This is a genomic window from Roseococcus sp., from assembly GCF_965227005.1.
GTDB lineage: Bacteria > Pseudomonadota > Alphaproteobacteria > Acetobacterales > Acetobacteraceae > Roseococcus.
Genome location: NZ_CBDDFJ010000020.1, coordinates 45,012 through 70,695 on the forward strand (window position 1 = coordinate 45,012; position 25,684 = coordinate 70,695).

General features: G+C 67.6%; 24 protein-coding genes and 1 riboswitch. Of the genes, 14 read left to right on the top strand and 10 right to left on the bottom strand.

The genetic code is table 11. The features are described from left to right. Positions 1–74: 74 nt before the first annotated feature. Positions 75–291, bottom strand: a riboswitch (cobalamin riboswitch). Positions 292–712: 421 nt separating this feature from the next. Next, positions 713–1,756, bottom strand: coding sequence for an amino acid ABC transporter substrate-binding protein (locus ACO057_RS10490; protein WP_421991373.1), 1,044 nt, complete (start codon positions 1,754–1,756; stop codon positions 713–715). Positions 1,757–1,811: 55 nt separating this feature from the next. Beyond that, entirely contained in the window at positions 1,812–2,462 is a 651-nt protein-coding gene (locus ACO057_RS10495; protein WP_421991375.1) for a TetR/AcrR family transcriptional regulator, read from the bottom strand. A 210-nt stretch (positions 2,463–2,672) separates the two neighbouring features. Between ACO057_RS10495 and rsgA the strand changes: the two genes are divergently transcribed. Together rsgA and ACO057_RS10505 are read left to right on the top strand one after the other, a co-directional pair. Continuing rightward, positions 2,673–3,746 (top strand): ribosome small subunit-dependent GTPase A, encoded by a 1,074-nt coding sequence (gene rsgA / locus ACO057_RS10500; RefSeq protein WP_421991377.1) that lies wholly within the window; start codon positions 2,673–2,675, stop codon positions 3,744–3,746. A 152-nt stretch (positions 3,747–3,898) separates the two neighbouring features. Continuing rightward, positions 3,899–5,095 (top strand): MFS transporter, encoded by a 1,197-nt coding sequence (locus ACO057_RS10505; RefSeq protein WP_421991379.1) that lies wholly within the window; start codon positions 3,899–3,901, stop codon positions 5,093–5,095. Between the two features lie 10 nt (positions 5,096–5,105). On the opposite strand, the gene ACO057_RS10510 is transcribed toward ACO057_RS10505, so the two are convergent. Next, complete coding sequence (locus ACO057_RS10510) at positions 5,106–6,212, bottom strand: ribonucleotide-diphosphate reductase subunit beta (protein WP_421991381.1); 1,107 nt, start codon at positions 6,210–6,212, stop codon at positions 5,106–5,108. A 13-nt stretch (positions 6,213–6,225) separates the two neighbouring features. Continuing rightward, complete coding sequence (locus ACO057_RS10515; protein ID WP_421991383.1) at positions 6,226–9,066, bottom strand: ribonucleoside-diphosphate reductase subunit alpha; 2,841 nt, start codon at positions 9,064–9,066, stop codon at positions 6,226–6,228. 377 nt (positions 9,067–9,443) lie between these two features. Here ACO057_RS10515 and ACO057_RS10520 point away from each other — a divergent pair, with 377 nt between their 5' ends. The 4 genes from ACO057_RS10520 to ACO057_RS10535 all read left to right on the top strand — a co-directional run bounded on the left by ACO057_RS10520 (position 9,444) and on the right by ACO057_RS10535 (position 14,262). Continuing rightward, the gene (locus tag ACO057_RS10520) at positions 9,444–9,566 is read left to right on the top strand and encodes a hypothetical protein (RefSeq protein ID WP_421991385.1); all 123 of its coding nucleotides are present in this window, start codon (positions 9,444–9,446) and stop codon (positions 9,564–9,566) included. A gap of 31 nt (positions 9,567–9,597) precedes the next feature. After that, positions 9,598–11,205, top strand: coding sequence for a carboxyl transferase domain-containing protein (locus ACO057_RS10525; RefSeq protein ID WP_421991387.1), 1,608 nt, complete (start codon positions 9,598–9,600; stop codon positions 11,203–11,205). A 5-nt stretch (positions 11,206–11,210) separates the two neighbouring features. Further along, the gene (locus ACO057_RS10530) at positions 11,211–13,223 is read left to right on the top strand and encodes an acetyl/propionyl/methylcrotonyl-CoA carboxylase subunit alpha (protein WP_421991389.1); all 2,013 of its coding nucleotides are present in this window, start codon (positions 11,211–11,213) and stop codon (positions 13,221–13,223) included. Between the two features lie 91 nt (positions 13,224–13,314). Then, complete coding sequence (locus tag ACO057_RS10535) at positions 13,315–14,262, top strand: Bug family tripartite tricarboxylate transporter substrate binding protein (RefSeq protein ID WP_421991391.1); 948 nt, start codon at positions 13,315–13,317, stop codon at positions 14,260–14,262. A gap of 10 nt (positions 14,263–14,272) precedes the next feature. Here ACO057_RS10535 and ACO057_RS10540 read toward each other — a convergent pair whose 3' ends face one another. Then, positions 14,273–15,043, bottom strand: coding sequence for an ABC transporter permease (locus ACO057_RS10540; RefSeq protein ID WP_421991393.1), 771 nt, complete (start codon positions 15,041–15,043; stop codon positions 14,273–14,275). Then, positions 15,043–15,966 (bottom strand): ABC transporter ATP-binding protein, encoded by a 924-nt coding sequence (locus tag ACO057_RS10545; RefSeq protein ID WP_421991395.1) that lies wholly within the window; start codon positions 15,964–15,966, stop codon positions 15,043–15,045. The genes ACO057_RS10540 and ACO057_RS10545 overlap by 1 nt, the downstream gene beginning before the upstream one ends. A 176-nt stretch (positions 15,967–16,142) precedes the next feature. Here ACO057_RS10545 and ACO057_RS10550 point away from each other — a divergent pair, with 176 nt between their 5' ends. From ACO057_RS10550 to ACO057_RS10585, 8 genes are all read left to right on the top strand, one after another. After that, the gene (locus tag ACO057_RS10550; RefSeq protein WP_421991397.1) at positions 16,143–17,027 is read left to right on the top strand and encodes an alpha/beta fold hydrolase; all 885 of its coding nucleotides are present in this window, start codon (positions 16,143–16,145) and stop codon (positions 17,025–17,027) included. An 89-nt stretch (positions 17,028–17,116) separates the two neighbouring features. After that, positions 17,117–18,244, top strand: coding sequence for an ABC transporter substrate-binding protein (locus ACO057_RS10555; RefSeq protein ID WP_421991399.1), 1,128 nt, complete (start codon positions 17,117–17,119; stop codon positions 18,242–18,244). Positions 18,245–18,289: 45 nt separating this feature from the next. Then, positions 18,290–20,110, top strand: a complete 1,821-nt coding sequence (locus ACO057_RS10560) for an ABC transporter permease (RefSeq protein ID WP_421991401.1) — start codon at positions 18,290–18,292, stop codon at positions 20,108–20,110. Continuing rightward, the gene (locus ACO057_RS10565) at positions 20,110–20,940 is read left to right on the top strand and encodes an ABC transporter ATP-binding protein (RefSeq protein WP_421991403.1); all 831 of its coding nucleotides are present in this window, start codon (positions 20,110–20,112) and stop codon (positions 20,938–20,940) included. The genes ACO057_RS10560 and ACO057_RS10565 overlap by 1 nt, the downstream gene beginning before the upstream one ends. Further along, on the top strand, positions 20,933–21,676 hold the full coding sequence (locus ACO057_RS10570) for an ABC transporter ATP-binding protein (RefSeq protein WP_421991405.1): 744 nt from the start codon (positions 20,933–20,935) through the stop codon (positions 21,674–21,676). Before ACO057_RS10565 ends, ACO057_RS10570 begins: the two co-directional genes overlap by 8 nt. Before the next feature lie 9 nt (positions 21,677–21,685). Then, entirely contained in the window at positions 21,686–22,699 is a 1,014-nt protein-coding gene (locus ACO057_RS10575; protein WP_421991407.1) for a putative FMN-dependent luciferase-like monooxygenase, read from the top strand. 28 nt (positions 22,700–22,727) lie between these two features. Next, positions 22,728–23,309, top strand: coding sequence for a CMD domain protein (locus tag ACO057_RS10580; RefSeq protein WP_421991409.1), 582 nt, complete (start codon positions 22,728–22,730; stop codon positions 23,307–23,309). An 11-nt stretch (positions 23,310–23,320) separates the two neighbouring features. After that, positions 23,321–23,917 carry an alkylhydroperoxidase domain protein gene (locus ACO057_RS10585; protein WP_421991411.1) on the top strand — a complete coding sequence of 199 codons (597 nt, stop codon included), beginning with the start codon at positions 23,321–23,323 and terminating at the stop codon, positions 23,915–23,917. Between the two features lie 120 nt (positions 23,918–24,037). On the opposite strand, the gene ACO057_RS10590 is transcribed toward ACO057_RS10585, so the two are convergent. From ACO057_RS10590 to ACO057_RS10605, 4 genes are read right to left on the bottom strand one after another with little or no spacing between them, the layout of a single operon-like run. Then, entirely contained in the window at positions 24,038–24,400 is a 363-nt protein-coding gene (locus ACO057_RS10590; RefSeq protein ID WP_421991413.1) for a DUF2155 domain-containing protein, read from the bottom strand. Continuing rightward, on the bottom strand, positions 24,397–24,609 hold the full coding sequence (locus tag ACO057_RS10595; RefSeq protein ID WP_421991415.1) for a hypothetical protein: 213 nt from the start codon (positions 24,607–24,609) through the stop codon (positions 24,397–24,399). Before ACO057_RS10595 ends, ACO057_RS10590 begins: the two co-directional genes overlap by 4 nt. Further along, positions 24,606–25,148: an outer membrane lipid asymmetry maintenance protein MlaD gene (gene mlaD / locus ACO057_RS10600; RefSeq protein ID WP_421991417.1), complete on the bottom strand. Its 543-nt coding sequence runs from the start codon at positions 25,146–25,148 to the stop codon at positions 24,606–24,608. The genes ACO057_RS10595 and mlaD overlap by 4 nt, the downstream gene beginning before the upstream one ends. 52 nt (positions 25,149–25,200) lie before the next feature. Then, positions 25,201–25,554: an NADH-ubiquinone oxidoreductase subunit NDUFA12 family protein gene (locus ACO057_RS10605; RefSeq protein ID WP_421991419.1), complete on the bottom strand. Its 354-nt coding sequence runs from the start codon at positions 25,552–25,554 to the stop codon at positions 25,201–25,203. Positions 25,555–25,684: the final 130 nt, after the last annotated feature.

Genomic DNA, 25,684 nt, shown 5'->3' on the forward strand with positions numbered 1-25,684 from the left:
AGCCGGGCGCGCGCCCACGCGCGGCGGTTTGCACCGATCGCGGGCCAATCGCGACCTGACCGGGCACCCCGCCGGAGGACGTATGTGTCGAGGCAGGTCTCCTGGCTCGCGGGTCATCGCCTCGATCCCCCTTCCCAGGGCCCGAAGGCCCCAGTGGTTCCGGATCTCGGCTCGCCGCTCACAGTTGCGGGGGCAGCCCCGGCATCAGCGGCGAACCGCCTGCACCGGATTCCCTCTTAGCCCCCGCGACGCGAGGACGCGCCCGGGGGAACCTAGACGATCCTCCATAGGCTCATTGCCGGAGCAGAGTCAAACGACATAATGATATGCTTATGTAAGCAAGGGTTGACCGATGTCGCGTTCTGCAACGGAGGAGCGGCACGGCCTGGCGGGGCTCCAAGCGATGCGAACGGCCCCATCCGAAAGGGGTTGACTGGCGGAGGGTGAGCCAATCGGTGACCCGATGCTCAAAGTGCAGGCGCACCTGCGTCGCGAGTGAGCGGTAGATGTAAAAGCACCTCGCCCGGACAATCGGACGAGGTGCTGGAACAAACGACAGGGAGGGCAGAATCTTCTTCTGCGAAGCAAAATACCCTTGGCATGAACCTCAAATTCGTACTTACGAGACGGATCTCACTTCAGTAAATCTGCTTCCATTCAATCCGACCTGAACTTCGGCACACGGCGCAAATCGCCCAGTCAATTTTCGGAATTACTGGACCGGCGCACCGTACATGATGCCGCCATCGGTCCAGAGCCGGTTAATGCCCCGAGGTGTAGGCGTCTGGCTGGCCTCGCCAAAGTGACGGTCATACAGCTGGCCGTAGTTTCCGACGGCCTGAATGGCCGAGATCGCCCAGCGGTTGTCGAGGCCCATCATCCGGCCGTGATCGCCCGCGACACCGAGCAGCCGTCGCACCAGCGGATTTGTGCTGGTGAGCATCTGCTCGGAATTTTCCCGGGTGATGCCGAGCTCTTCCGCATTGATCAGCGCCTGTACCGTCCAGCGCACGATGTCGAGCCAATTGTCATCGCCCTTACGAACGTAGGTGCCCAGCGGCTCTTTGCTGATCCGATCCGGGAGGACGACATGTTCCGCCGGATTCTGCAGACCCGAGCGGAGACCCGCCAGAAGGGAGGCGTCATTGGTGATGGCGTCACACCGACCGGAGCCATAGGCGGCAATCACCTCGTCCGTGCGATCAAACAGGATGATCGTGATGCGAAGGCCGATAGACCGCGCCCATTCCGCGGCGTTGATCTCGGCCCGGCCGCCGGCAGGGGCACAAACCGTCGCTCCCTGAAGCTCCCGCGCCGATTGCAGACCAAGCGAGGTGCGCGTGAGGAATCCCTGCCCGTCGTAATAGTGGGTGCTCGCGAAGACGAGGCCGTTTGCCGCCTCCCGCGTGTGGGTCCAGGTCATCGACTGGGCGGCCAGATCGACCGCGCCGGACTGAAGATTCAACACGCGCTGCGAGGACGAGGTCGTGACGAACCGAACCCGGCTGGCGTCACCGAAGACGGCTGCCGCCACGGCCCGACAGATGTCGGCGTCGATGCCCTGCGGGACGCCGCGGCTGTCGAAGGCGCTAAAGCCGGGGCTCGCACCGCCTGTCGAGCACAGGAGATGGCCGCGCTCTCGCACCGTCGCGAGTGTCGAGCCTATCTGCGGTTGCGCATGGACTTCCGCTCCCTGAGCGAACAACATCGCCGCCAAAGTTGCCATCGCCAGTATCTTATTTGATTTGTAAATCATATTTATTTTCCTCTTTATTTTATATTATTCCGGAATAAATTCTACTTTCGTTGCATTACTGCGAGGATGCTGCCGGAAGATCGGATCCACCCGCCATATCAAGAAGTATTTCCGCCACCCGACTACGCTGCTCGTCGCTAAAGGGGGAAAGCCCGAACAATTCCACGAACCACAATCCCTCGACGGCGAGATGGACAATCGAGGTACGCTCGAAACCAAGCCCGGAGCTCATGCCTTCAAGGCGCTCCTTGAAGTATTTGCGGCCAGATTCGCCGCTCCATACTCCCGATAATTTGAGTTTTGCGCTGGCCGAATCCAGATTTGAGTGATTGTTCATGGAGGATATCGCGTACCCCTCAAGTTCCCGGGTCGGGGATTCAGAGAGGGATTCGCTCGCACGTCTGCGTGCCTCCGCATATCTTTCGATAAGTCGCGCCGTTATTGCCTCAAGTAAATCTTCTTTACTGTTGAAATGATAAAGCAGGCCGCTTTTTGTGATACCGGTCCGAATGGAGAGTGACCTGTAGGTAAGTCCGCTCACACCGTCACTTGCAACGATGTCCAAGGCGGCATCCAGAAGTGACGGCCGCAGGCTAGGTCGTCCAAGGGTTCCCCCGGCCCGTTTCGCCGCTCCCCCAGTGCTGGGTCCCGCAGCGTTCCTGCCGGGTGCCGTTTTCGCGCTGGGCTTCTTTTCTGTACCGGACATCCGGTAGAGTTTCTCTCCATTCGGCACCCTGTCAAGCGCATCTGGAAGTTCATGTCGCGCTCGGTCGAGGCGCAAAGCCTGAAGCGAACTGGCGGTTCTCAGCCCAGGCCGCGAGACGGCAGTCGAGCCTGCGGAAGCCACCCCTTTGCGGGCGGGCGGCTTGCCGCCCAGTCGGTGCTATAGTGCCCATCCCTCAGGAGAGTGCCGCTTTTGATCGAACACTATGGCTGGTCCGATGCGCTGCGGCTGGCGTTCGAGCCCCATGCGCGCGCCGGCTATGTCCCCGGACGCATCATCGTCCAGCAGCGCGAAGCCAATCTGGTGATCACGGATGCCGGCCAGCTGAGCGCCCGCCTTTCCGGACGCCTGCGCCATGAGGCCCGCGAGGGGGGGCATCCCGCCGCCGGCGACTGGGTGGCCTTGTCGACCAAGCCCACCGAAGGCACGGCCACGCTCCACGCCGTCCTGCCGCGCCGCACGGCCTTCGTGCGCCGCGCGGCCGACAGCGTGCAGACCATGCAGGTCATCGCCGCCAATATCGACGTCGTCTTCGTCGTCACCTCCATGAATGCCGACCTCAATCCGCGCCGTCTCGAGCGCTTCCTCGCGGCGGCCTGGCAGAGCGGCGCGCGGCCGGTGGTGGTGCTGACCAAGGCCGACCTGTCCGAGCAGCCCGAGGCCGAGGCCGCCGAGATCGCCAGGCTGGCGGCCGGCTGCCCGGTGCTCATCGTATCGGCGCGCCAGGGCCTTGGTCTGGACGGTCTCCTCGGCCACATCGCGCCGGGCGAGACCTGTGTGCTGATCGGCTCCTCGGGTGTGGGGAAGTCGACGCTGGTGAATGCCCTGCTCGGCGAGGAGCGGATGGCCACCCAGGACATCCGCGCCTCGGATGCCCGGGGGCGGCACACCACCAGCTATCGCCAGCTCGTCCTGCTGCCCGGCGGAGGGTTGATCCTCGACACGCCCGGCATCCGTGAAGTCGGCCTGATGGACGCGGATGTCGGTCTCAGCGCGGTGTTTGAAGACGTGGAGCGCCTCGCCCAGGATTGCCGGTTCAGTGATTGCCGGCACGGCACGGAGCCGGGCTGCGCGGTCCGCGCCGCACTGGACGAGGGCCTCCTCGACGCAGAACGCTGGGCGCATTTCCAGAAGCTGAGCCTGGAACAGACCGCATCGGGGCTGACCAAGGACCGGACCGCGCAGGAGGCCGAGCGCCGTCGCCAGTCCGGGCTGCAGCGCGTCTATCGGTCGACCAAGAAAAACCTGCGGGACCAGCGGTCATGAGCGCCGCCGGGAATTTTGCCGGGGCCGTTGCGCGATTCCGGCACGCCGGATCGCCGTGCGGCGCTTGCCGCCCTGCCCCGCCCGGTGCATGGGGAATGCCGGCGCCCGCGACGAGATCACGACGGGCCAAATAGGGCAGGAACGAATTGAAGGTGCCTCTCTGGGCCAGCGCTCTCGTTGGAACCCTTCTCGTCCAGACCGTCTGCGCCTTCTCCAGCATCGCCGTTCCGCTGATGGGGCCGCCCCTGATGGCCCGCGCCGGCCTGCCCCCTGAAAGCATCGGCCTGGTCTCGGCGATCTCCTCGGCCGGCATCTGCTGGTTCCTGGCCTGCGGCGGGCCGATGCTCAACCAGCACGGGCCGATCCGCACGCTCCAGCTCGGCATGGTCTGCATGGCATTCGGCCTGGTCGTGCTGTCCCAGCCGCTGGGCGCGCTGGGCCTGCTGGGCTCGCTGGCGATCGGCTTCGGCAATGGGCCGAACACGCCGGCCGGCAGTCAGATCCTCATCCGCTCGGCGCCCCCGGCGCACCGGACGCTCATCTTCTCGATCAAGCAGGCGGGCGTGCCGCTCGGCGGCGCCCTGGCCGGGCTCTCCGTGCCCTATCTCGTGCTGACCCACGGCCTGCCCGTGACGCTGGGGGTGATCATCGCGATCCTCCTGGCCTGCTGCCTCATCGTCCAACCCTTCCGCGTCAGGCTCGACGGCGAAAGAGGCGTGGGCGACCCGCGCTGGATGCGCGCACTGGTCCAGCCCGCCGCCATGATGAGCTGCGTGAGCTCCCTGCGGGCGCATTCCTCCCTGCCGATGCTGACGGCCGTGGGCGCCTCCTTCTCGATCATGCAGGCCTGCCTGATGACCTTCACGGCCACCTATGTCTTCACCCGGCACGGCGCCTCCCTGGCCGAGGCCGGGCAGGTCGTCGCCGTGATGCAGGGGGCCAGCATGTTCGGCCGCGTCGCGCTCGGATGGGCGGCCGACCGCATGGGCAACGCGCTGCGCCACCTTGGCATCCAGGCGATCCTCTCGGCCCTGGCCGTCTGCCTGATGGTGACGATGGGCGGCGAGGCGCGCTGGATCCTCTATGCCTCGGCGGCGTTGGTCGGCTTCACCGCCGTCGGCTGGAACGGGGTCCATATCGCGGAGCTGGCGCGGGTCGCGCCGCTGCATCTCGTCAGCAGCGTGACCTCGGCCTCAAGCCTCTTCGGCTTCGCCGGCTCGGTCTGCGGCCCGCTGATCTTCATGGTCCTCGTGGGCTGGGCCGGCGGGTATGAAACCGCCTTCCACGTCATGGCCGCCCAGCTCGCGGGCTTGGGCGTCATCTGCCTGGTCGCGAAGCGGCGGAGCTGATCCGCCGCTCTCAGTCCCAGTTCAGCGCGCCGCCATTCTGATATTCGACGACGCGGGTCTCGAAGAAGTTCTTTTCCTTCTTGAGGTCCATCATCTCCGACATCCAGGGGAAGGGATTCTCCACCTCGGCAAAGATCGCCTCGATGCCCAGCTGCGCGCAGCGGCGGTTGGTGATGAAGTGCATATACTGCTCGCACAGCGCCGCATTCAGCCCGAGGAAGCCGCGCGGCATGGTGTCTCGCCCATAGGCGATCTCCAGCGCGCAGGCATCCGTCAGCATCTGCCGCACCTCCTGCGCGAATTCGGCCGTCCACAGGCGCGGATTCTCGGCGCGGATCTGGTTGATCACGTCGATGCCGAAGTTCAGGTGGATGCTCTCGTCGCGCAGGATGTACTGGTACTGCTCGGCGATGCCGACCATCTTGCCGCGCCGGCCGAGCGAGAGGATCTGCGCGAAGCCCGTGTAGAACCACATCCCCTCGAAGACGACGTAGAAGGCGATCAGGTCGCGCAGGAAGGCCTGGTCCGATTCCAGCGTGCCGGTGGCGAAGCCGGGATCGGAGAGATTCTGCGTGTATTTCAGCGCCCAGGCGGCCTTGCCGGTGATGGAGGGCACCTCGCGATACATGTTGAACAGCTCGCCCTCCTCCAGGCCGAGGCTCTCCACGATGTACTGGAAGGTATGGGTATGCACCGCCTCCTCGAAGGCCTGGCGCAGCAGGTACTGGCGGCATTCGGGGTTGGTGAGGTGACGATAGACCGCGAGCACGATGTTGTTCGCCACCAGCGATTCCGAGGTCGCGAAAAAGCCGAGATTGCGCTTCACCGCGTGCCGCTCATCCTCCGTCAGCCCGTCGCGCGACTTCCACAGCGCGATGTCGGCCTGCATGGAGACCTCGGTCGGCATCCAGTGGTTGTTGCAGCCGGCGAGGTACTTCTCCCAGGCCCAGCGGTACTTCATCGGCAGCAGCTGGTTCACGTCGGCGCGGCAATTGATCATCGCCTTGTCGTCGACCGAGACGCGCCCCGCCCCGGCCTCGATGTCGCCGAGGCCGGTCGCGGGCGCAGGAGCCGGCGTCGCGGCCCCATCGGTCCAGTCGAGAAGATTCGTGTCCATCGTCAGGGGCCCCTTACTGGCAGGCTTCGCAGGTCGGATCGTCGAGCATGCACACGGCCGGCGCCGCCTCGGCGCGGATGGCGGGCATGGGATCGACCTTCACCGAATTCAGCTTGCCGTCGGACGTCTTGGTCGTGGATTTCTCCACATGCGTCGCACTCTGCGTGCGCAGGTAATAGGTGGTCTTCAACCCGCGGCGCCAGGCGTGGCGGTACAGCGTGTCGAGCTTCCGGCCGTTGGGATTGGCCAGGTACAGGTTCAGCGACTGCGCCTGGTCGATCCACTTCTGCCGCCGCGCCGCGGCCTCCACCAGCCAGGTGGGGTCGATCTCGAAGGCCGTGGCGTAGAGCGCCTTCAGATCCTGCGGAATGCGGTCGATCGGACCCAGGCTGCCGTCGAAATACTTCAGATCGCTCACCATGGCCGTGTCCCACAGGCCGAGCCGCTTGAGGTCGCGGACCAGATAGGGATTCACCACCGTGAAGTCGCCCGACATATTCGCCTTCACATAGAGGTTGCGGAAGGTCGGCTCGATGGACTGCGTGGCGCCGACGATGTTGGAGATCGTCGCCGTCGGCGCGATGGCCATCACGTTGGAATTGCGCATGCCGATGGCCTTCACGCGCTCACGCAGCGCGCTCCAGTCGAGCTTCGCCGAACGGTCGAGGTCCAGGCTGCCGCGCGCCTCGGCGATGTATTCGAGGGAGTCGATCGGCAGGACGCCCTGGCTCCAGAGCGAGCCGGGGAAGCTGGCATAGGCGCCGCGCTCCTCGGCGAGATCCACCGAGGCGGAGATCGCCTGGAAGCTGACCTCCTCCATGCTCTCATCGGCGAAGCGCACCGCCTCCTCCGACGCGAAGGGCAGGCGCAGTACGTGCAACGCATCCTGGAAGCCCATCAGGCCGAGCCCGATCGGGCGGTGCCGCAGGTTGGAGCGGCGCGCCTGGGGGATGGTGTAGAAGTTCACGTCGATGACGTTGTCGAGCATCCGCATCGCGACGCGGATGGTGTTCGCCAGCCGCGCGCGGTCGATGCCCTCGGGCGTCACGTGCCGGGCGAGATTGATCGAGCCCAGGTTGCAGACCGCGACCTCCGTGTCGGAAGTGTTGAGCGTGATCTCGGTGCAGAGGTTGGACGAATGCACCACGCCCGCATGGCGCTGCGGCGAACGCAGATTGCAGGGGTCCTTGAAGACCATCCAGGGATGGCCCGTCTCGAACAGCATCGTCAGCATGCGCCGCCAGAGCTCGACGGCGCGGACGCGCTTGTGAACGTTCATGCCGCCGGCGGCCGCCTTCGCCTCATAGGCCAGATAGGCCACTTCGAAGGGCTTGCCGTAGAGCTCGTGCAGGTCGGGCACTTCATCCGGGGAGAAGAGCGTCCAGTCGCCATCCGCCTCGACGCGCTGCATGAACAGGTCCGGAATCCAGTTGGCCGTGTTCATGTCGTGGGTGCGGCGGCGGTCGTCGCCGGTGTTCTTGCGCAGGTCGAGGAACTCCTCGACGTCGATGTGCCAGGTTTCCAGATAGGCGCAGACCGCGCCCTTGCGCTTGCCGCCCTGGTTCACCGCGATGGCCGTGTCGTTGGTGACCTTCAGGAAGGGCACCACGCCCTGCGAGGCGCCGTTGGTGCCGCGGATATGCGCGCCGAGGCCGCGCACCCGCGTCCATGAATTGCCGATGCCGCCGGAATACTTGGCCAGCATCGCATTGTCGCGGATCGCGCCGAAGATGCCTTCCAGGTCGTCCGGGACCGAGGTCAGAAAGCAGGAGGAGAGCTGCGAATGCCGCGTGCCCGCGTTGAACAGCGTCGGCGTCGAGCACATGAAGTCGAAGGAGGAGATCAGCTCGTAGAATTCGATCGCGCGCTCCTCGCGATCGATCTCGCGCAGCGCGAGCCCCATGGCGACGCGCATGAAGAAGGCCTGCGGCATCTCGATGCGCACGCCGCCCGTCTGCAGCAGGTAGCGGTCATAGAGCGTCTGGAAGCCGAGGTACTGGAACTGCAGGTCGCGCTCAGGCCGCAGCGCCGCGCCGAGGCGCGCGACGTCGAAGCGCGCCAGCTCGGGATCGAGCAGCCCGACCGCGATGCCCTTGCCGATATAGGCGCGGAAATAATCCGGATAGCGCGCGGCCATCTCGGCCTGGCTGGTGGCGGGAATGCCCTCGACGAAGCCGGCCGCCTCGCGGCGCAGCGTGGCGAGCAGCAGACGGGCACTGACCTCGCTGTAATTGGGCTCCTGCTCGATCAGGGTACGCGCAGCGAGGATCGGCGCCTGGGCCAGCTCATCCTCGGAAATGCCGTCATAGAGGTTGCGCCAGACCTCGGTCAGAACAGGGCCGGCGCTCACATCCGCCAGGCCCTCGCAGGCCTCGGCGACGCCGCGCGCCAGCGCCGCGCGGTCGAGCGGCAGCGTCCGCCCGTCGCGCATCCGGACCTGCAGGACGGGCTCGGACGAGACCGGCGCCGCGGCCAGCGCGCGCTCGCGCGACCGCTCCTCGCGGTAGAGGACATAGGCGCGCGCCACCTTGTGATGGCCCCCGCGCATGAGCGCGAGCTCGACCTGGTCCTGGATGTCCTCGACATGCAAGGCGCGCAGGCTGCCCGAGCGCCGCAGGACCGCATCGGCGACCTGCCGCGTCAGCTCCGCCACCACCTCGCGGATGCGCTGGGACACCGCGACCGAATGGCCCTCGACGGCCAGGAAAGCCTTGGTCATGGCCACATTGATCTTGTCGGGCTGGAAGGGCGCGGGCCGCCCGTTCCGCCGGATCACCTGGGTGCCGGCCAGGCCCTCGGGCGCGCTGTCGGCGCCATCGGTCCGGGCGGAATGGGTCAAGGCGGAATCGGACATGGGCAACCTCTGGATGGAAGGGCCGGCGCGACGGGTCGGCCAGCCGTGCGCCCCTGCCCCATGGCGAGGTGGAAGGACGGCTCGAATCTCGATCGAACAGACGACGCGGCAAGCGGATCGTCAATATGTGGTGGAAGGCCAAAGAATTTCCACCACATATTGACATCAGGGATTCGGCCGCCGCTTCCAGAACCGCATGGGAGCCCCCCGCGCCACGCATCCTCCAGGCCCCTGCGACAGCTCGGCGGCATCCTGTCCGCTCCGCACAAACGCGCGGCGACCGGGCACGGCTGACTGATTGACGTGAGGCTCTCGCCGAGCCCGGTCCGCTCATCGGGTTTTCCGGCAGGAAACAGACGCCCCTGGAAACGCCGCCGATGCTCAGCCAACATGCCACGGAGGTTCTGCGCCGCGAGCTCGGCCTGTCCGAGGAACGGATCGCGGAATTGCGGCGCCTGGGCGTCATCGACCGGGCCGGGCCGGCGGTGCCGTCGTGCTGAAGCCATCCGATATCCCGACAGGAATGCCGCCATGCCCGTGATCGAAACCGCGGTGGACCTGCGCTCCGCCGACAGCCGCGCCAATGCCGAGGCGATGGGCGCCCTGGTCCGCGACCTGCGCGACACGGCCGAGCGCGTGCGCCTCGGCGGCGGCCCGGCCGCGCGCGAGCGACATCTCGCGCGCGGCAAGCTGCTGCCGCGCGACCGTGTCCGCGCGCTGATCGACCCCGTCGCGCCCTTCCTGGAAGTCGGCCAGCTGGCCGCGCAGGGGATGTATGGCGGCGAGGTTCCTTCGGCCGGCATCATCACCGGCATCGGGCGCGTCGCCGGGCGCGAGTGCATGATCCTCGCCAATGACGCGACGGTGAAGGGCGGCACCTATTTCCCGATGACGGTGCAGAAGCATCTGCGCGCGCAGGAGATCGCGCTGCAGAACCGGCTGCCCTGCATCTATCTCGTCGATTCCGGCGGCGCGAACCTTCCCAACCAGGACGAGGTCTTCCCCGGACGCGACCATTTCGGGCGCATCTTCTTCAACCAGGCCACCATGTCCGCCCAGGGCATCGCGCAGGTCGCGGTCGTCATGGGCTCCTGCACGGCGGGTGGGGCCTATGTGCCCGCGATGTCGGACGAGACGATCATCGTGCGCAACCAGGGCACCATCTTCCTCGCCGGGCCGCCGCTGGTGAAGGCGGCCACGGGCGAAGTCGTCACCGCCGAGGATCTGGGCGGCGCGGAGCTGCACAGCCGCGTCTCCGGCGTCACCGACCACATGGCCGAGAACGACGCGCATGCCCTGGGCATCGCGCGCCGTGTAATCGCGAGCCTCAATACCGTGAAGCGCCCGCCGGTGGAATTGCGCGAGCCCGTGCCGCCGCGCCATGCCGCCGAGGAACTGCATGCCGTCGTACCCATCGACCTGCGCACGAATTACGACGTGCGCGAGGTGATCGCGCGGATCGTGGACGGCAGCCTGCTCGACGAGTTCAAGCAGCTCTATGGCCCCACCCTCGTCTGCGGCTTCGCGCATATCTGGGGCTATCCGGTCGGCATCATCGCCAATAACGGCATCCTGTTCTCGGAGAGCGCGCAGAAGGGCGCGCATTTCATCGAGCTCTGCGCCCAGCGCGGCATTCCGCTGGTCTTCCTGCAGAACATCACCGGCTTCATGGTCGGCCGGAAATACGAGGCCGGCGGCATCGCCAAGGACGGTGCGAAGCTCGTCACCGCCGTCGCCACCGCCGCCGTCCCGAAGTTCACGGTGATCATCGGCGGCAGCTTCGGCGCCGGCAATTACGGCATGTGCGGCCGCGCCTATTCACCCCGCTTCCTGTGGATGTGGCCCAATGCGCGCATCGGCGTGATGGGCGGCCCCCAGGCGGCCTCCGTGCTCGCCACCATCCGCCGCGACGCCATCGAGGCGAAGGGCGGCACCTGGCCGGCCGAAGAGGAAGAGGCGTTCAAGACCCCCATCCGCGAGCAATACGAGGCCCAGGGCCACCCCTATTACGCCAGCGCCCGCCTTTGGGACGATGGCATCATCGATCCGGCGGATACGCGGCGCGTTCTCGCCCTCGGCCTGTCGGCCGCCTTCAATGCGCCGGTGCCGGAAACGCGCTTCGGCCTGTTCCGGATGTGACGCGCATGTTCCGCAAGATCCTGATCGCCAATCGCGGCGAGATCGCCTGCCGCGTCATCGCCACGGCGCATCGCCTCGGCATCGCAACCGTCGCCGTTTATTCCGAGGCCGATGCCGGCGCGCGGCACACGCGCCTCGCCGACGAGGCCTGGCCGATCGGCCCGGCGCCGGCGCGCGAGAGCTATCTGTCCATCGACAGGATCATCGACACCGCCCTGCGATCCGGCGCGGAGGCAATCCATCCCGGCTACGGCTTTCTCTCCGAGAATGCCGCCTTCGCCGAGGCCTGCGCGGCGGCCGGCCTCGTCTTCATCGGACCGCCGGTGGAGGCCATCCGCGCCATGGGTTCCAAGGCGGAATCCAAGGCGTTGATGGAGCGCTCGGGCGTGCCGCTGGTGCCGGGCTATCACGGCGCGGCGCAGGACCTTCCCATCCTGACCGAGGCGGCGCGGCGCATCGGCTATCCCGTGCTGATCAAGGCCAGTGCCGGCGGCGGCGGCAAGGGCATGCGCGTCGTCGAGCGGCCGAAAGAACTTCAGGAGGCCATCGAGGGCGCGAAGCGCGAGGCCCTCGCCTCCTTCGGCGACGACCGCGTGCTGATCGAGAAATACCTCACGCGCCCGCGCCACATCGAGATCCAGGTCTTCGCCGACACGCTCGGCCACACCGTCTCGCTCTTCGAGCGCGACTGCTCGATCCAGCGGCGGCACCAGAAGGTCGTCGAGGAGGCGCCCGCGCCGGGGATGGACCCCGCGCGCCGGCAGGCCATGGGCGAAGCCGCGATCGCGGCGGCACGCGCGGTCGGCTATGTCGGCGCGGGCACGGTCGAGTTCATCGCCGAGGGCGATGCCTTCTACTTCATGGAGATGAACACCCGCCTCCAGGTCGAGCATCCGGTCACCGAGATGATCACCGGCCTGGATCTGGTGGAATGGCAGCTGCGCGTGGCCGCCGGCGAAGCCCTTCCCTTGCCGCGCGAGGGCCTCGCCATTCGCGGCCATGCCATCGAGGTCCGCGTCTATGCCGAGGATCCCGCGCGGGACTTCCTTCCCTCGACCGGCCGCCTGTCGCATCTGCGCCAGCCGCGCGAAATGCCGGGCCAGGTGCGCGTCGATACCGGCGTGCGCGAGGGCGACGCGATCACGCCGCATTACGACCCGATGATCGCCAAGCTGATCGTCTGGGGCGAGGACCGCCCGACGGCGCTGCGGCGCATGGAGACGGCGCTGGCGGAATACGAGGTCGGGGGTGTGCACACCAATCTCGACCTGCTGCGGGCCATCGCCGCCCATCCGGCCTTCGCCGCGGCCGAGCTCGACACCGGCTTCATCGCGCGGCACGCCGCCGCGCTGCTGCCGGCCGAGCCCGTGCTCACTCCCGCCGAGGATGCCGCCATCTGGGCCGCCGCCGCGCTGGCCGCGCTGCGCGACGAGGAGGCGTCGATCCAGGCCGTGGCGCGCGCCTCCGCCGACCCCTGGTCGCCCTGGGCGATGAACGATGCCTGGCGCCTCAACGGCGAAAGCTGCCAGGACTTGCGCCTGCGCCATGGCAGCGCCGCCGTCACGCTTCGGGCACACCCTCTGCGCGACGGCGGCTTCCGCATCGACCTGCCGGACGGCGCCGTGCAGGCGCGTCTGATCGAGGATGAGGGGGGCGCGCGGCTTCTGCTGGACGGCGTTTCTCGTCGGCTCGGCCTGGCGCGGAACGGCGCGGAGCTGACGGTCTTCCTGGCCGGACGCGGCCATGCGGTGACGCGCGAGGATCCCCTCGCCCCGCCGCGCGCCGAGGCCGTGGGCGGCGGGCGGCTGACCGCCCCGATCCCGGCCCGCGTCACACGGGTGATGGTCGTGGAGGGCGAGGAGGTGAAGAAGAACGCGGCGCTGCTGGTGCTCGAGGCCATGAAGATGGAGATCGTCCTGCGCGCGCCCGTGGATGGCACCGTCGCGCGGATTCACCATGCCGAGGGCGAGATGGTGGAGGAGGGTTCCGAGCTGGTGGCATTCACGCCTCACGCCTGATCGGCGGGCCCTTCGCCCGGCCCACTACAATGCGATAGCGTGGCGCGAAGCGGTCGCGAATGACGGCACGGACACGGGAAGGAAACCGACGATGACGATGAAGAGGCGCGTGTTCATGGCCGGCGCGGCGGCGGGCCTGGCGGCGCCGGCGGCCTTGGCGAACACCTGGCCGAACCGGCCGATCCGGCTCGTCATTCCCTTTCCCCCCGGCGGCGGCACGGATATCTGCGGGCGCATCCTCGGTGCGAAACTGGGCGAGGTCCTCGGCCAGCCGGTGGTCGTGGACAACCGCCCCGGGGCGGGCAGCATCATCGGCGTGCGGGCCGTCGGGCAATCGCCGGCGGATGGCTATACGCTGCTGTTCAACGGCACGGCCTCCATCGTCAAGGACGGCTTCGATCCGCGCACGGCGATCCATCACGTCGCGCGGGCCGCGATCACGCACAATATCCTGGTGGTCAACCGGACCGTGCCGTCCACGACCGTGCCGGAGTTCATCGCCTATCTTCGTGCGCGGCCAGGACAGGTGAATCATGGAACGGCCGGGCCGCTCACCTCGCAGCATCTCTCGGCGGTGATGTTCGACCTGATGGCCGGCACGCAGATGGAGAACGTGCATTATCGCGGCACCGGCCCCTCGATCGCCGGCATCCTGGGCAATGAGGTGCAGGTGATGTTCGCCTCGCTCAGCGCCGTGCTCGCGCTGGTGCAGGACGGGCAGGTCAGGCCCCTGGCCACGGCTTCGTCGCGCAAATCGGCCACCCTGCCGGACCTGCCGACGATGAGCGAGTTCCTGCCCGACTACGCGGCGGAGTTGAGCTATTCCTTTTCCACGCCGCTCGGGACTCCCGCTCCCGTCGAGCGGACCCTGGCTCAGGCCGTCCAGCGCGTCCTGTCGGACCCGGCGACGCTGACCGCCATGGCCTCCAACGGCTTCGAACCCTATTTCGCGAGCGGCGCGCCGCTCACCGCCGCGATCGAGCGTGACATGGCGCTCTGGGCCGACGTGCTGCGGCGCGCGGGCATCAAGCTCGATTAACGCCCGGCGGTCAGGACTTCAGCCGGTAACCCGTGCGGAAGATCCACCACAGCACGGCGAGGCACAGCGCCATGAAGCCCGCCGTGAAGCCGAGGCTCGCGGCCACGCTGACATCGCCGGTCCCGAAGAAGCTCCAGCGAAAGCCGCTGACCAGATAGACGACCGGGTTGAACAGGCTGATGGTCCGCCAGGGCTGCGGCAGCATGTCGATCGAATAGAAGGCCCCGCCCAGGAAGGTCAGCGGCGTGACCACCAGCGAGGGGATGATAGCGAGCTGCTCGAAGTTCCGCGCCCAGATGCCGATGATAAATCCGAAAAGGCTGAAGGTGATGCAGGTGATCAGCAGGAAGGCGACCATCCAGAAGGGATGCAGGATCTCGACCTTCACGAAGAAGGTCGCGGTCAGCAGGATGATCAGCCCGATCACGACCGATTTCGTCGCGGCCGCCCCGACATAGGCGACCACCGCCTCCAGGCCCGAAAGCGGCGCGGAGAGGATCTCGAAGATGGTGCCGGTGAATTTCGGGAAATAGATGGCGATGGAGGCGTTGGAGATGCTCTGGGTGAGGATCGTCAGCATGATCAGCCCGGGCACGATGAAGGCGCCGTAGTCCACGCCACCGACCTGCTGCATATGCGAGCCGATCGCCCCGCCGAAGACCACGAAATACAGCGCCGTCGTGATCACCGGCGTCGCGATGCTCTGCCAGACGGTCCGCAGGGCCCGCGCCATCTCGGTGCGGTAGATCGCCCAGATGCCGTTGCGATTGATCAGCGGCATCACGCGCGCCCCACCAGGCTGACGAAGACATCCTCGAGCGAGCTGCGCTCCGTCTCCAGGTCCTTGAAGTCGATGCCCAGTTCGCCGAGGCGGCGCAGCAGACCCGGTATACCGGTGCCCTCGCCCTCGGCGTCGAAGGTATAAAGGAGCTGATGGCCATCGGCCTGGATTTCGAGTGGCCATTCCGCGAGCTCGGGGGGCAGGCTCGTCATGGGCTTCCGCAGGGCGAGGCGCAGCCGGCGCTGGCCGAACTTGCGCATCAGGGCTGCCGTGTCCTCCACCAGGAGAAGGCGTCCCTTGTCGATGACGCCGACGCGATCGGCCATTTCCTCGGCCTCCTCGATATAATGAGTGGTCAGCACGATGGTGACGCCCTTGTCGCGCAGCTTGCGGACCAGCACCCACATGTCGCGACGGAGATTGACGTCGACGCCCGCGGTCGGCTCGTCAAGGAACAGCAGATCGGGCTCGTGGCTCAAGGCCTTGGCGATCATCACACGGCGCTTCATGCCGCCCGAGAGCTCGATGGTGCGGCTGTCGCGCTTTTCCCAGAGCGACAGGTCGCGCAGCAGCTGCTCCAGATAGGCGGGATCGGGCGCGCGGCCGAAAAGGCCCCGGCTGAATCGGACGGTGTTCCAGACGGTCGCGAAGATATCGAGCGAGATCTCCTGCGGCACCAAGCCGATGGTGGCACGGGCCGCGCGGTAGTCCCGCACCACGTCATGGCCGCCGACGCTCACGGAGCCCGCGCTCATCGTGACCGTCCCGCAAACGACGCTGATCAAGGTGGTCTTGCCGGCGCCGTTGGGACCGAGCAGCGCGAAGATCTCGCCGCGTTGGACCTCGAGATCGATGCCGCCGAGCGCGGTCAGGCCCGTCGGATAGCGCTTCTCGGCGCCGCAAATGGAGAGAATGGGGGGCATGAACGCGATCCTGGTGGAACCGCCGACCGGATGGGCGACGCTGCCAGAACTGGGGAGGATCGGCGTGGCCGCAACCCGTCCTCGAAGGCGCTCCCCCTTTCTGGACCTCGCCTTCGCCCTGTATCCTGCACGGGACCCGTAGCAGAAGAAGGCGGCCGAGGCCGAAGTTCGACACGATGCCCCATGCGACCACCGATGACGGCGTGAAGCTCTATTTCGAGGAGACGGGCAGCGGCACGCCCGTGATCTTCGTCCATGAATTCGCCGGCGACATGCGCAGCTGGGAGCCGCAGATGCGGCATTTCGGCCAGCGCTACCGCGCCATCTGCTACAATGCCCGCGGCTATCCGCCCTCCGACGTGCCGGCGCAGTCCTCCAGCTATTCCCAGGCCCGGGCGGCGGACGACATCCTCGCCGTGCTGGACCATCTGGGCATCGAGAAGGCGCATGTCGTCGGCCTTTCGATGGGCGGCTTCGCCACGCTGCATTTCGGCTTCCGCCATCCCACGCGCGCGCTGTCGCTCACCGTCTCGGGCTGCGGCTACGGCGCCGAGCTCGACCAGCAGGAAAAGTTCAAGGGCGAGGCCCAGGCCAGCGCGAGGATGCTGATGGAGGGCGGCATGGAGAAGTTCGCCCATCATTACGGCTATGGCCCGACCCGCGTGCAGTACCAGAACAAGGACCCGCGCGGCTTCGCCGAATTCGTGACCATGCTCGCCGAGCATTCCGCCCTCGGCTCGGCCAATACGCAGCTCGGCGTGCAGGGCTCCCGCCCCTCGCTCTACACGCTGGTCGATCAGATGCGCGCGCTGACCGTGCCGACCCTGGTGCTGACCGGTGACGAGGACTGGCCCTGCCTGCAGCCCGCGCTGCTGATGAAGCAGAACATCCCCTCGGCGGCGCTCTCGGTCATGCCGAATTGCGGGCACACCATCAACATCGAGGATCCCGACGAGTTCAACCGCCTGGTCGGCGCCTTCGTGGTGCAGGTGGATTGCGGCCGCTGGCCGATGCGCGACCCCCGGGCGGTTTCGGGCTCCATCACCGGGATGAAGAGCTGATATTTGGCGCTTGGCGGAACGATGGTTCCGGCTTCATGATGACCGCTCTGCGAAGGCGCTACACGGCCACCTGCCTGTAGGAGAGCATCATGACGTTGCATCGTCGGTCCGTCCTTTCCGCCGCTTTGGCCTCCGCCGCGCTGTCCCGCGCGGCGGAGGCCGCGCCGCCCGCCTTCGTCGGCGTCAGCGGCCCGCTCACCGGCCCGAACGCGCAATATGGCGCGCAATGGAAGGACTCCTTCGACCTCGCGCTGGAGGAGCTGAACCCGACGGCGCAGATCCCGATCCAATACGTCTTCGAGGACAGCCAGAGCGATCCGCGGCAATCCGTCGCCATCGCGCAGAAGTTCGTGAACGACCCACGCATCATCATGGAGCTGGGCGACTTCTCCTCGCCCGCCTCGATGGCGGCCTCGCCCATCTATCAGCGCGCGCGCCTGGTGCAATTCGGCTTCACCAACTCGCATCCCGATTTCACCAAGGGCGGCGACTACATGTGGAGCAGCTCCATCAGCCAGGCGGAGGAGCAGCCCAACCTCGCCGACTACGCCGTCAGCGGGTTGGGCAAGCGGCGGCTGGGCCTGATCCACCTCAACACCGATTGGGGCGTCACCAGCCGCAACCTCTTCCAGGCGGCCGCGACCCAGAAGGGCGCGGTGGTCACGCAGGCCGAGGGCTTCCTGCCCAATGAGCGCGACTTCCGCTCCACGCTGGTCCGCATCCGCGACAGCAATCCGGACTGCATCGTCATCATCGCCTATTACGCCGACGCGGCGACCATCGTGCGGCAGATCCGCACCCTCGGCCTGCCGCAGCCCATCGTGGCGGTCAGCTCGGTCTATTCGCCCAAGCTGATCGAGCTCGGCGGCGAGGCGGTGAACGGCGTGCACGTCATCACCACCTTTTTCCCCGAGGAGCCGCGGGCCGAGGTGCAGCGCTTCGTCTCCGCCTTCAAGGCCAAGTTCAACCGCGACCCGGACACCTTCAACGCCACCGCCTATGACACGATGGTCCTCGTCTCGACGCTGGTGAATCGCTACGGCGTCACGCGCCCGGCGATCCGCCAGGGCATCGCCCAGATCCGCGACGTTCCCAGCGTGATCTTCGGGACCATCCGGTTCGACACCGAGACCCGCCGCGTCGCGGGCGCGCGCTACAAGCGGCTGGTCGTGCGCGATGGGCGCTTCCAGCTCTTCGAGGGCGGTGCACCCGCCTGATGCCGCGCCCCGCAGCGGGGATGGCCCCCGCATGAGCGCCCCTTCATGAGCGCCTGGTTCGACTACACGGTGAACGGGTTCGTCATCGGCAATATCTACGCGCTTCTCGCGGTCGGCCTCGCGCTGATCTACGGCGTGTCGAACCTGGTGAACTTCGCGCATGGCTCGGTCTATGTGGTCGGCGCCTATGTGGGCTGGGCGGCCATCACCTATCTGGGCACGCCGCTGCCCCTCACCTTGTTGTGCGTCGTCCTCGTCTGCGGCGGGCTCGGCGTCGCGATCGAGCGGATCGGGCTGCGGCCCTTGCAAGGTGCCTCGCGCATCGCCCCGCTGCTCTCCACCATCGGCATCGGGCTGGTGCTCGACCAGTTGGTGCAGCTCGTCTTCTCGCCCGATCCGCGCGCGGTGCCGATGCAGGTGCCGGAATGGCGCATCCAGGTCGGCGGCGGGACCATCGGCGCGTTGGACCTGCTGATCGCCGGCATCGGCATCGTCTCGGCGGCGGTGCTTTACGGCTTCCTGCGCTTCACGAAGCTCGGCTGGGCGGTGCGCGCGACGGCGCAGGATTCCGACGCGGCGCTGCAGATGGGCGTGGACATCAACAAGGTGAACATGGCGGTCTTCGCCATCGCCTCGGCGCTCGGCGGGGTGAGCGGCCTGCTGGTCGGCATGTATTACAACCAGATCAATCCCGCGATGAGCTTCGAGGCGACGCTGAAAGGCATCGTGGCGCTGATCATCGGCGGCCTGGGCAATGTGCCCGGCGCCATCGGCGGCTCGCTGATCCTGGGGCTGACCGAGAGCTACGGCATCGCCATCTTCGGCACCTCCTACCGCAACCTCTTCGCCTTCGTGCTGCTGATCGCGATGCTGCTGTGGCGGCCGAACGGGCTGTTCTCCGGCCGCCGCGCCACACCGCCTGAGCCGATGACCGGCACCTTCATCGCCCGCTCCAAGCCCATCCGCGTGCCGAAATGGGCCGTGGCGGCGGTGATCCTGCTGGCGGCGCTGCTGCCGCTGACGGGGCATCCCTACCTGCTTCAGGTCGGGGCGAATTCCTTCCTCTACGCCATGCTGGCGCTCAGCCTGACGCTGGTGGCGGGCACCGTCGGCCAGGTCTCGCTCGGCCATGCCGCGCTGCTGGCGATCGGCGGCTATGCCTCGGGACTGCTGGCGCTGGATGCGGGCTGGCCCGTCGCGCTGGCGATCCCGATGGCGGGGCTGATCACCGCCGCGCTCGGCACCGCGCTGGTCTTCCCCGCCTTCCGGCTGACGGGCCACTACGTCTCCATCGCCACGCTGGGCATCGGCGAGATCGTCTCGCTGGTCATCCTGAACTGGAACGGGCTGACGCATGGCGCCATCGGCCTCGGCGGCATTCCGCCGCTGGAGATTTTCGGCCACGACCTCGGCTCGGTGGAAAGCACCTATTGGATCTCGCTCGGCGTGCTGGTGCTCCTGGCGATGCTCCAGGCGCGGCTGCTGAACTCGCATCTCGGGCGAAGCTGGCGCGCCATCCGCGACGACAGCGTGGCCGCGCGTTCCTACGGCGTGAGCGGCGATCGCTACAAGGCGCTGGCCTTCGCCTATGGCGGCTTCGCGGCCGGCATCAGCGGGGCCATCACCGCCCATGTCTATTCCTACATCAACCACGAGACCTTCGGCGCCAGCATCTCCATTCTCGCGCTGACCATGGTGATCCTGGGCGGCATGGGGAATGTCATCGGCGCGGTGCTCGGCGCGACGCTGCTCATCGCGCTGCCGGAGGCGTTCCGTGGCCTCGCCGAATACCGCATCCTGATCTACGGCGTGGTGCTGCTCCTGCTGATCCGCTTCCGCCCCCAGGGCCTGATGGGGACGGTGTGATGCTGCAGGTCCGCGGCCTCCAGAAAAGCTTCGGCGGCGTGCATGCCGTGAAGGATGCCGTGCTCGATCTGCGCGAGGGCGAGCTTCTCTCCATCATCGGCCCCAACGGCGCGGGCAAGACGACGCTGTTCAACCTCATCAGCGGGCTCGACCCGCCGGATGCGGGATCGGTGACGTTTCTCGGCCAGGACATCACCGGCGCGGCGCCGGAGAAGCTCGCCGGAATGGGCCTGGCGCGGACCTTTCAGCACGGGCGCGTCTTCGGCAATCTCTCCGTCCTCGACAATGTGCTGGTCGGCGCGCACACGCGTCTTGCCGCCGTGCGCCCCACCACGCCCCTCCTCGGCCCGCTGCTGGAATTCGCGCTTGCCGCCATCCGCCCCAAATCGGTGCGCGACGAGGAGGAGGCGCTGCGCGAGGAAGCCAAGGCGATCCTCACCCGCTTCGGCGAGCGCCTGACGCCGCGGCTGGACCACCCCGCCTTCAGCCTCTCCTACGCCAATCGCCGCCGCACGGAGATCGCCCGCGCTTTGGCCCTGCGCCCGAGGCTGCTGATGCTCGACGAGCCCACCGCGGGAATGAACCAGACCGAGACGGCCGAGATGCAGGAGATCATCCACGACCTCAAGCGCGGCGGCCTGACCATCCTGCTCATCGAGCACAAGCTGGAGATGGTGATGCGCCTGTCCGACCGGATCATCGTCATGGACAACGGCGCGCGCATTGCCGAGGGCCTGCCGCAGGAGGTCCGCAACGACCCCGCCGTCATCGAGGCCTATCTCGGCCATCGCGAGACCGGCACCCGTATCGAGGCCGCGCCCGATGCCTGATCCCCTGCCCAAGCTGCCCCTCCTCAAGCTGGATGGCATCAACTCCTTCTACGGCCCGGTGCAGGTGCATTTCGACCTGACGCTCACGGTGGAGCGCGGCCATATCGTCTGCCTGCTCGGCGGCAATGCCAGCGGCAAGTCGACGACGATGAAGACCATCCTCGGTCTCCTGCGCCCGCGCTCGGGGAAGGTCTGGTTCGACGGCGCGGATATCACCGGCCTGCCCACGCCGCAGATCATCCGGCGCGGCATCGGTTCCGTGCCCGAGGCGCGGCGGCTCTTCGGCGCGATGACCGTCCGCGAGAACCTGCTGATGGGCGCCTATACCCGCAGCGACAAGCCGGGAATCGCCCAGGACGAGGAGCGCGTACTCACCCTCTTCCCCCGCCTGCGCGAGCGGCTGAAGCAACGCGCCGGCACCATGTCCGGCGGCGAGCAGCAGATGCTGGCCATGGCCCGCGCCATGATGGGCCGCCCCAAGCTGATCGTGATGGACGAGCCCACCATGGGCCTCTCGCCACTCTTCGTGGACCGCGTGCTGGAGCTGATCCAGACCATCAACCGCGAGGGCGTGACCATCTTCATGGTGGAGCAGAATGCCAGCCTCGCCCTCGGCATCGCCCATTACGGCTATGTGCTGCAGACCGGCCAGATCGCGCTCCAGGGGCCCGCTAGCGAGCTGCTGCGCGACCCGCGCATCCGCGACGCCTATCTCGGCGGCGCGTCCGTGGCTTAGGATGCCTCCATGACCCGTCCCCTGCGCCTCGGCTTCTTCACGCGCCTGCTCGATGTCACCAGCGCGGCCGAGCGCTACCGCCTCGCGGCGGAGCAGATCCTGCATGCCGAGCGCTGCGGCTTCGATTCCGCCTGGATCGCCCAGCACCATTTCCATGAGGACGAGGGCGGGCTGCCCGCGCCCTTCGTCTTCCTGGGCAATCTCGCCGCGCGAACCTCGCGGATCCGCCTGGGCACCGGAATCGTCACCTTGCCGCTGGAGCTGCCGCTGCGCGTGGCCGAGGACGCCGCCGTGCTCGATCTGATGAGCGGGGGACGGCTGGAGCTCGGAATCGGGCCGGGCGGAAACTTCGCCGCCTTCAAGGCCTTCGGGCTGGACAGCGAAGAGCGCGGCCGGATCTTCGCCGAGAACACCCGCGCCATGATGGACGCCCTCGCCGGCCGGGCGCTGCCGGGCGGCGACACGCTCTATCCGCCCGCCCCGTCCAGCCTCATCGACCGCATCTGGCAGGCGACCTTCACGGTGGAGGGCGCCCGCCGCGCGGGGGCGGCCGGCGACGGGCTGCTGCTCTCGCGCACGCAGCCGCGCCCGGAGGGCCAGTCCCTGTCCGACGTCCAGAATCCGATGATCGACGCCTATCTGGAGGCGCTGCCGCCCGACCGCGCGCCGCGCATCCTGGCCTCGCGCTCGGTCTTCGTGACCGACGACCGGGCCGAGGCCCACCGCCTCGCCGATATCGGCCTCCAGCGTTTTCTCGCCCGGCTGGCGCGCCAGGGACGCGCCACCGGCACGGAGACGACCAAGGAGCTCATCGCCAGCATGGACGTGCATCTCGGCACGGCCGAGGATGTCGTCGCCTCGCTGAAGTCGGACAGCGCCCTCGCGCGCTCGACCGACCTCGCGGTGCAGATCCATTCGATCGATCCGCCGCACGCCTTCATTCTGCGGTCGATCGAGCTGGTGGCGGAGAAGGTGGCGCCGGAATTCGGCTGGCACCGCGAAGGCATGCGCCACGTCGCCTGACGCGGCGGGATTTGGGGAGAGAACGAACATGACCCTCGACGTGATCGACCAGCTCGTCGGCATCGCGCCGGGCTCGGCGATGGATGCGATCCGCGCCCAGCGGCCCGAGGCCCGCACCCATGCGCAGAAGAGCTATGACGCGCTCTTCACCCCCTCCGACCTGGCCGGTGCCACCGCCGCCGAGCGATTCGCTCTGGCCTGCTACGTCGTGGGCCTGCATGGCGAGGCCGAGACGCTCGCCTTCTACACCGCGCGCCTGACCGACGCCGCGCTGCGCGCCGCCGTCGAGTCGGCCGTCGCGCAGACCATCACCCAGGGGCCCTACGGCGCCTTCCCGGCAGGACCGCTGAGCCGCGAGGATGCCGCCGGCCCCGTCTATTCCGTGGATGCCGCGACCAAGGCCGCCCTCGGCCCGCGCCTCGCCGCCGCCTTCCCGCATGTGCACATGCTGGTCTTCCACCCCCGCGACGCCTCGGCCGAGTCGCTGGCCGGGGTGCTCGCCGGCGGGTGGACGACGACCGATCTCGTCACCCTGTCGCAGATCGTCGCCTTCCTGTCCTTCCAGATCCGGGTGGTCGCGGGCTTCCGCGTGCTGCTCCGCGCGTCCTGAGGAGTCCGAGCATGACCGACACCACCCTCACCCCGCCCGAGCACACGGCCCCCGTGGTCTTCACCCGCGCGCAGGTGGACTGGCTGCCCTGGCTGGAGCCGCTGGCCCCCGAGGACATGACCGAGCGCCACATCGCGGCCCTGGTCGATGCGAACCGGGTGAAATCACCCTATTTCCGGCTGCTGGCACGCGACCCCGACACGCTCGAGGCCCGCACCCGCGCCGACAAGGACATCTTCTACAACACCAAGGCCGGGCTTCCCCGCGCCGAGCGCGAACTCGCCGCCACGGCGGTGTCGCGCCTCAATGGCTGCATCTATTGCGCCTCGGTCCACGCGCGCTTCTCGGCCACCTATTCCAAGCGCGACGTCGACGTGGATCAGCTTCTGGCCGAGGGCGTGGAGACCGAATTGGGGAACAGCTGGAATGCGGTGGTCGAAGCCTCGGTCGCGCTGACGCGCACGCCGCTGGCCTTCGGACCTGAGCATATCGAACGGCTGCGCGCCGATGGGCTGGACGACCTCGCCATCGCCGACCTCATCCAGTCGGCCGCCTTCTTCAACTGGGCGAACCGTCTGATGCTCTCGCTGGGGGAGCCGGCGATCTAGAGCATCACCCGATCAGACGGAATCGTCTGGTCGGGTAAAGATGCTCGAAAAAAACAAAGAGCTAGAGACTTCGAAGTGAGCCCTGGCGAACGAAGAAGGCTCTAGAAGCGAGCCGCCGCCTCAGCGGCAGCTCAGGATCCGCAGGTCATAGACCGGATGCTCGAACATGTTCACGGCCGGGGCATCGGCGAACATCCAGCCTCGGAAGACCGGGCCGGCGCCGGCCGGGCTGCGCTCGTCGGTGATTTCCAGGAAGGCCGCGGCATCGGGCACCTCGTCGGCCGGGCGAGCATGGCAGGCGCGGACCAGGATGGTCAGCGTGCCGAAGCGCGCCGGCTCGCCGACCGTGGCGCGCAGGGTCAGGATGCGGGCATTCACCTTGTCCAGGGCCTGGATCTCGGCATTGCGGCGCGGCACCCATTCCTGGGCCGAGGCGAGTCCGGGGAAAGCCAGAAGCGCGGCCAGCAGGAGGGCGCGGATCATCGGCGCTTCGGGCTCGGCAGGCCGGCCACCATCTCGGTGAGAATGCGCCGCATCGCGGCCTCGTCCACGCCCATCAGGATCGCATCCTCGAAGGCATCCTTCAGCACCTGTTCCGCCTCCGCGTGATTCTCCGTCAGGACCTTCACCTTCTCGCGGCAGGAGACCGGCTCCCCATCGGCACCCGGCCAAAGGGCAGGCGCCGCGCTCATTGCGGGGCGGCCGGTGCCGTCGCGGGAGGCGGAGCGGCCGGCGGCGCGGCAGGATGGCTGCCCTCGGCGGCGGCGGCATTGGCCGCATTCACCTGCGTGACCGAGAAGATGAAGCGGCCGAGCAGGCTCTCCAGGCTCACCGAGCCCTGGGTCTCGGTGATGCGCCCACCATCGGCCAGCAGGCGGTCCGCGCCGCCGGGCACGATGGAGACGTATTTGCCGCCCAGCAGTCCTTCCGAGGTGATCTCGGCCGAGCTGTCATTGGGCAGGCGCAGATCGGAACGCACCCGCATCGCGACCTCGGCCTGGAAGGTCCGGGGGTCGATTCGCAGGTCGGTCACGGAGCCGATCTTCACGCCGCCGATACGAACATCGGCGCCCGAATTCAGCCCGTCGATGCGGTCGAACTGCGCGGTGAGCGCGATTCCGCTGGTCTGCGGCGACCGCCCGCTCTGCAGAACCGCATAGACGAGAAAAATGCCGGCCGCGGCCAGCACGATCGCGCCGGTTGCGACCTCAGCGATGCTGCGGCCCTTCATGCGATGCACATCCTCATGAGCTCATCCCTGCCATGGCCGGGGAGATGGCGCTTCAGGCGCCCGGCGTCCAGGCTTCGTAGTCGCCACCGGTCACGCGGCGCTGACCGCCGGCATAGTCATGCCCCTGCGGACGCCACGCCATCGGCGTTCCCGTCAGATTGGGCTGGTGGGGCTTCTGCCAGGCGTATTTCGGCGGATCGAGCGGCGCATCCGTCGTGTGATGCAGCCAGGCATGCCACTCGGGCGGCACGATCGAGCTGTCCAACCCACGCGCCAGAGCGACCGTGCGGCGCGTGCGGCCGTAGATCGGATCCGGCCGCTTGCTCTCGTAATAGGTGTTGCCGATGGCATCGCGCCCGACCTTGCGGGCGGTCAGCCTAGTGGAGAGGAGCTGAAGGAAGGACATGCCCCAGCATCGCATAAAACCGCGCCGCGGCAAAGCCGGAGCGGCCCGGAGTTTTCCACAAGATGTTGTGGGAGGTTCCGCATATGGCCACATCATACGGCTTCACCTGGAGGCAACCTCTCGCTAGGCT

Bases quoted from the DNA above. Each gene is read 5' to 3' on its own strand.
- ACO057_RS10490 (WP_421991373.1), bottom strand. From the start codon at position 1,756: ATGATTTACAAATCAAATAAGATACTGGCGATGGCAACTTTGGCGGCG.
- ACO057_RS10495 (WP_421991375.1), bottom strand. From the start codon at position 2,462: ATGTCCGGTACAGAAAAGAAGCCCAGCGCGAAAACGGCACCCGGCAGG.
- ACO057_RS10510 (WP_421991381.1), bottom strand. From the start codon at position 6,212: ATGGACACGAATCTTCTCGACTGGACCGATGGGGCCGCGACGCCGGCT.
- ACO057_RS10515 (WP_421991383.1), bottom strand. From the start codon at position 9,066: ATGTCCGATTCCGCCTTGACCCATTCCGCCCGGACCGATGGCGCCGAC.
- ACO057_RS10520 (WP_421991385.1), top strand. From the start codon at position 9,444: ATGCTCAGCCAACATGCCACGGAGGTTCTGCGCCGCGAGCTCGGCCTG.
- ACO057_RS10525 (WP_421991387.1), top strand. From the start codon at position 9,598: ATGCCCGTGATCGAAACCGCGGTGGACCTGCGCTCCGCCGACAGCCGC.
- ACO057_RS10530 (WP_421991389.1), top strand. From the start codon at position 11,211: ATGTTCCGCAAGATCCTGATCGCCAATCGCGGCGAGATCGCCTGCCGC.
- ACO057_RS10535 (WP_421991391.1), top strand. From the start codon at position 13,315: ATGACGATGAAGAGGCGCGTGTTCATGGCCGGCGCGGCGGCGGGCCTG.
- ACO057_RS10540 (WP_421991393.1), bottom strand. From the start codon at position 15,043: ATGCCGCTGATCAATCGCAACGGCATCTGGGCGATCTACCGCACCGAG.
- ACO057_RS10545 (WP_421991395.1), bottom strand. From the start codon at position 15,966: ATGCCCCCCATTCTCTCCATTTGCGGCGCCGAGAAGCGCTATCCGACG.
- ACO057_RS10550 (WP_421991397.1), top strand. From the start codon at position 16,143: ATGCCCCATGCGACCACCGATGACGGCGTGAAGCTCTATTTCGAGGAG.
- ACO057_RS10555 (WP_421991399.1), top strand. From the start codon at position 17,117: ATGACGTTGCATCGTCGGTCCGTCCTTTCCGCCGCTTTGGCCTCCGCC.
- ACO057_RS10560 (WP_421991401.1), top strand. From the start codon at position 18,290: ATGAGCGCCTGGTTCGACTACACGGTGAACGGGTTCGTCATCGGCAAT.
- ACO057_RS10565 (WP_421991403.1), top strand. From the start codon at position 20,110: ATGCTGCAGGTCCGCGGCCTCCAGAAAAGCTTCGGCGGCGTGCATGCC.
- ACO057_RS10570 (WP_421991405.1), top strand. From the start codon at position 20,933: ATGCCTGATCCCCTGCCCAAGCTGCCCCTCCTCAAGCTGGATGGCATC.
- ACO057_RS10575 (WP_421991407.1), top strand. From the start codon at position 21,686: ATGACCCGTCCCCTGCGCCTCGGCTTCTTCACGCGCCTGCTCGATGTC.
- ACO057_RS10580 (WP_421991409.1), top strand. From the start codon at position 22,728: ATGACCCTCGACGTGATCGACCAGCTCGTCGGCATCGCGCCGGGCTCG.
- ACO057_RS10585 (WP_421991411.1), top strand. From the start codon at position 23,321: ATGACCGACACCACCCTCACCCCGCCCGAGCACACGGCCCCCGTGGTC.
- ACO057_RS10590 (WP_421991413.1), bottom strand. From the start codon at position 24,400: ATGATCCGCGCCCTCCTGCTGGCCGCGCTTCTGGCTTTCCCCGGACTC.
- ACO057_RS10595 (WP_421991415.1), bottom strand. From the start codon at position 24,609: ATGAGCGCGGCGCCTGCCCTTTGGCCGGGTGCCGATGGGGAGCCGGTC.
- mlaD (WP_421991417.1), bottom strand. From the start codon at position 25,148: ATGAAGGGCCGCAGCATCGCTGAGGTCGCAACCGGCGCGATCGTGCTG.
- ACO057_RS10605 (WP_421991419.1), bottom strand. From the start codon at position 25,554: ATGTCCTTCCTTCAGCTCCTCTCCACTAGGCTGACCGCCCGCAAGGTC.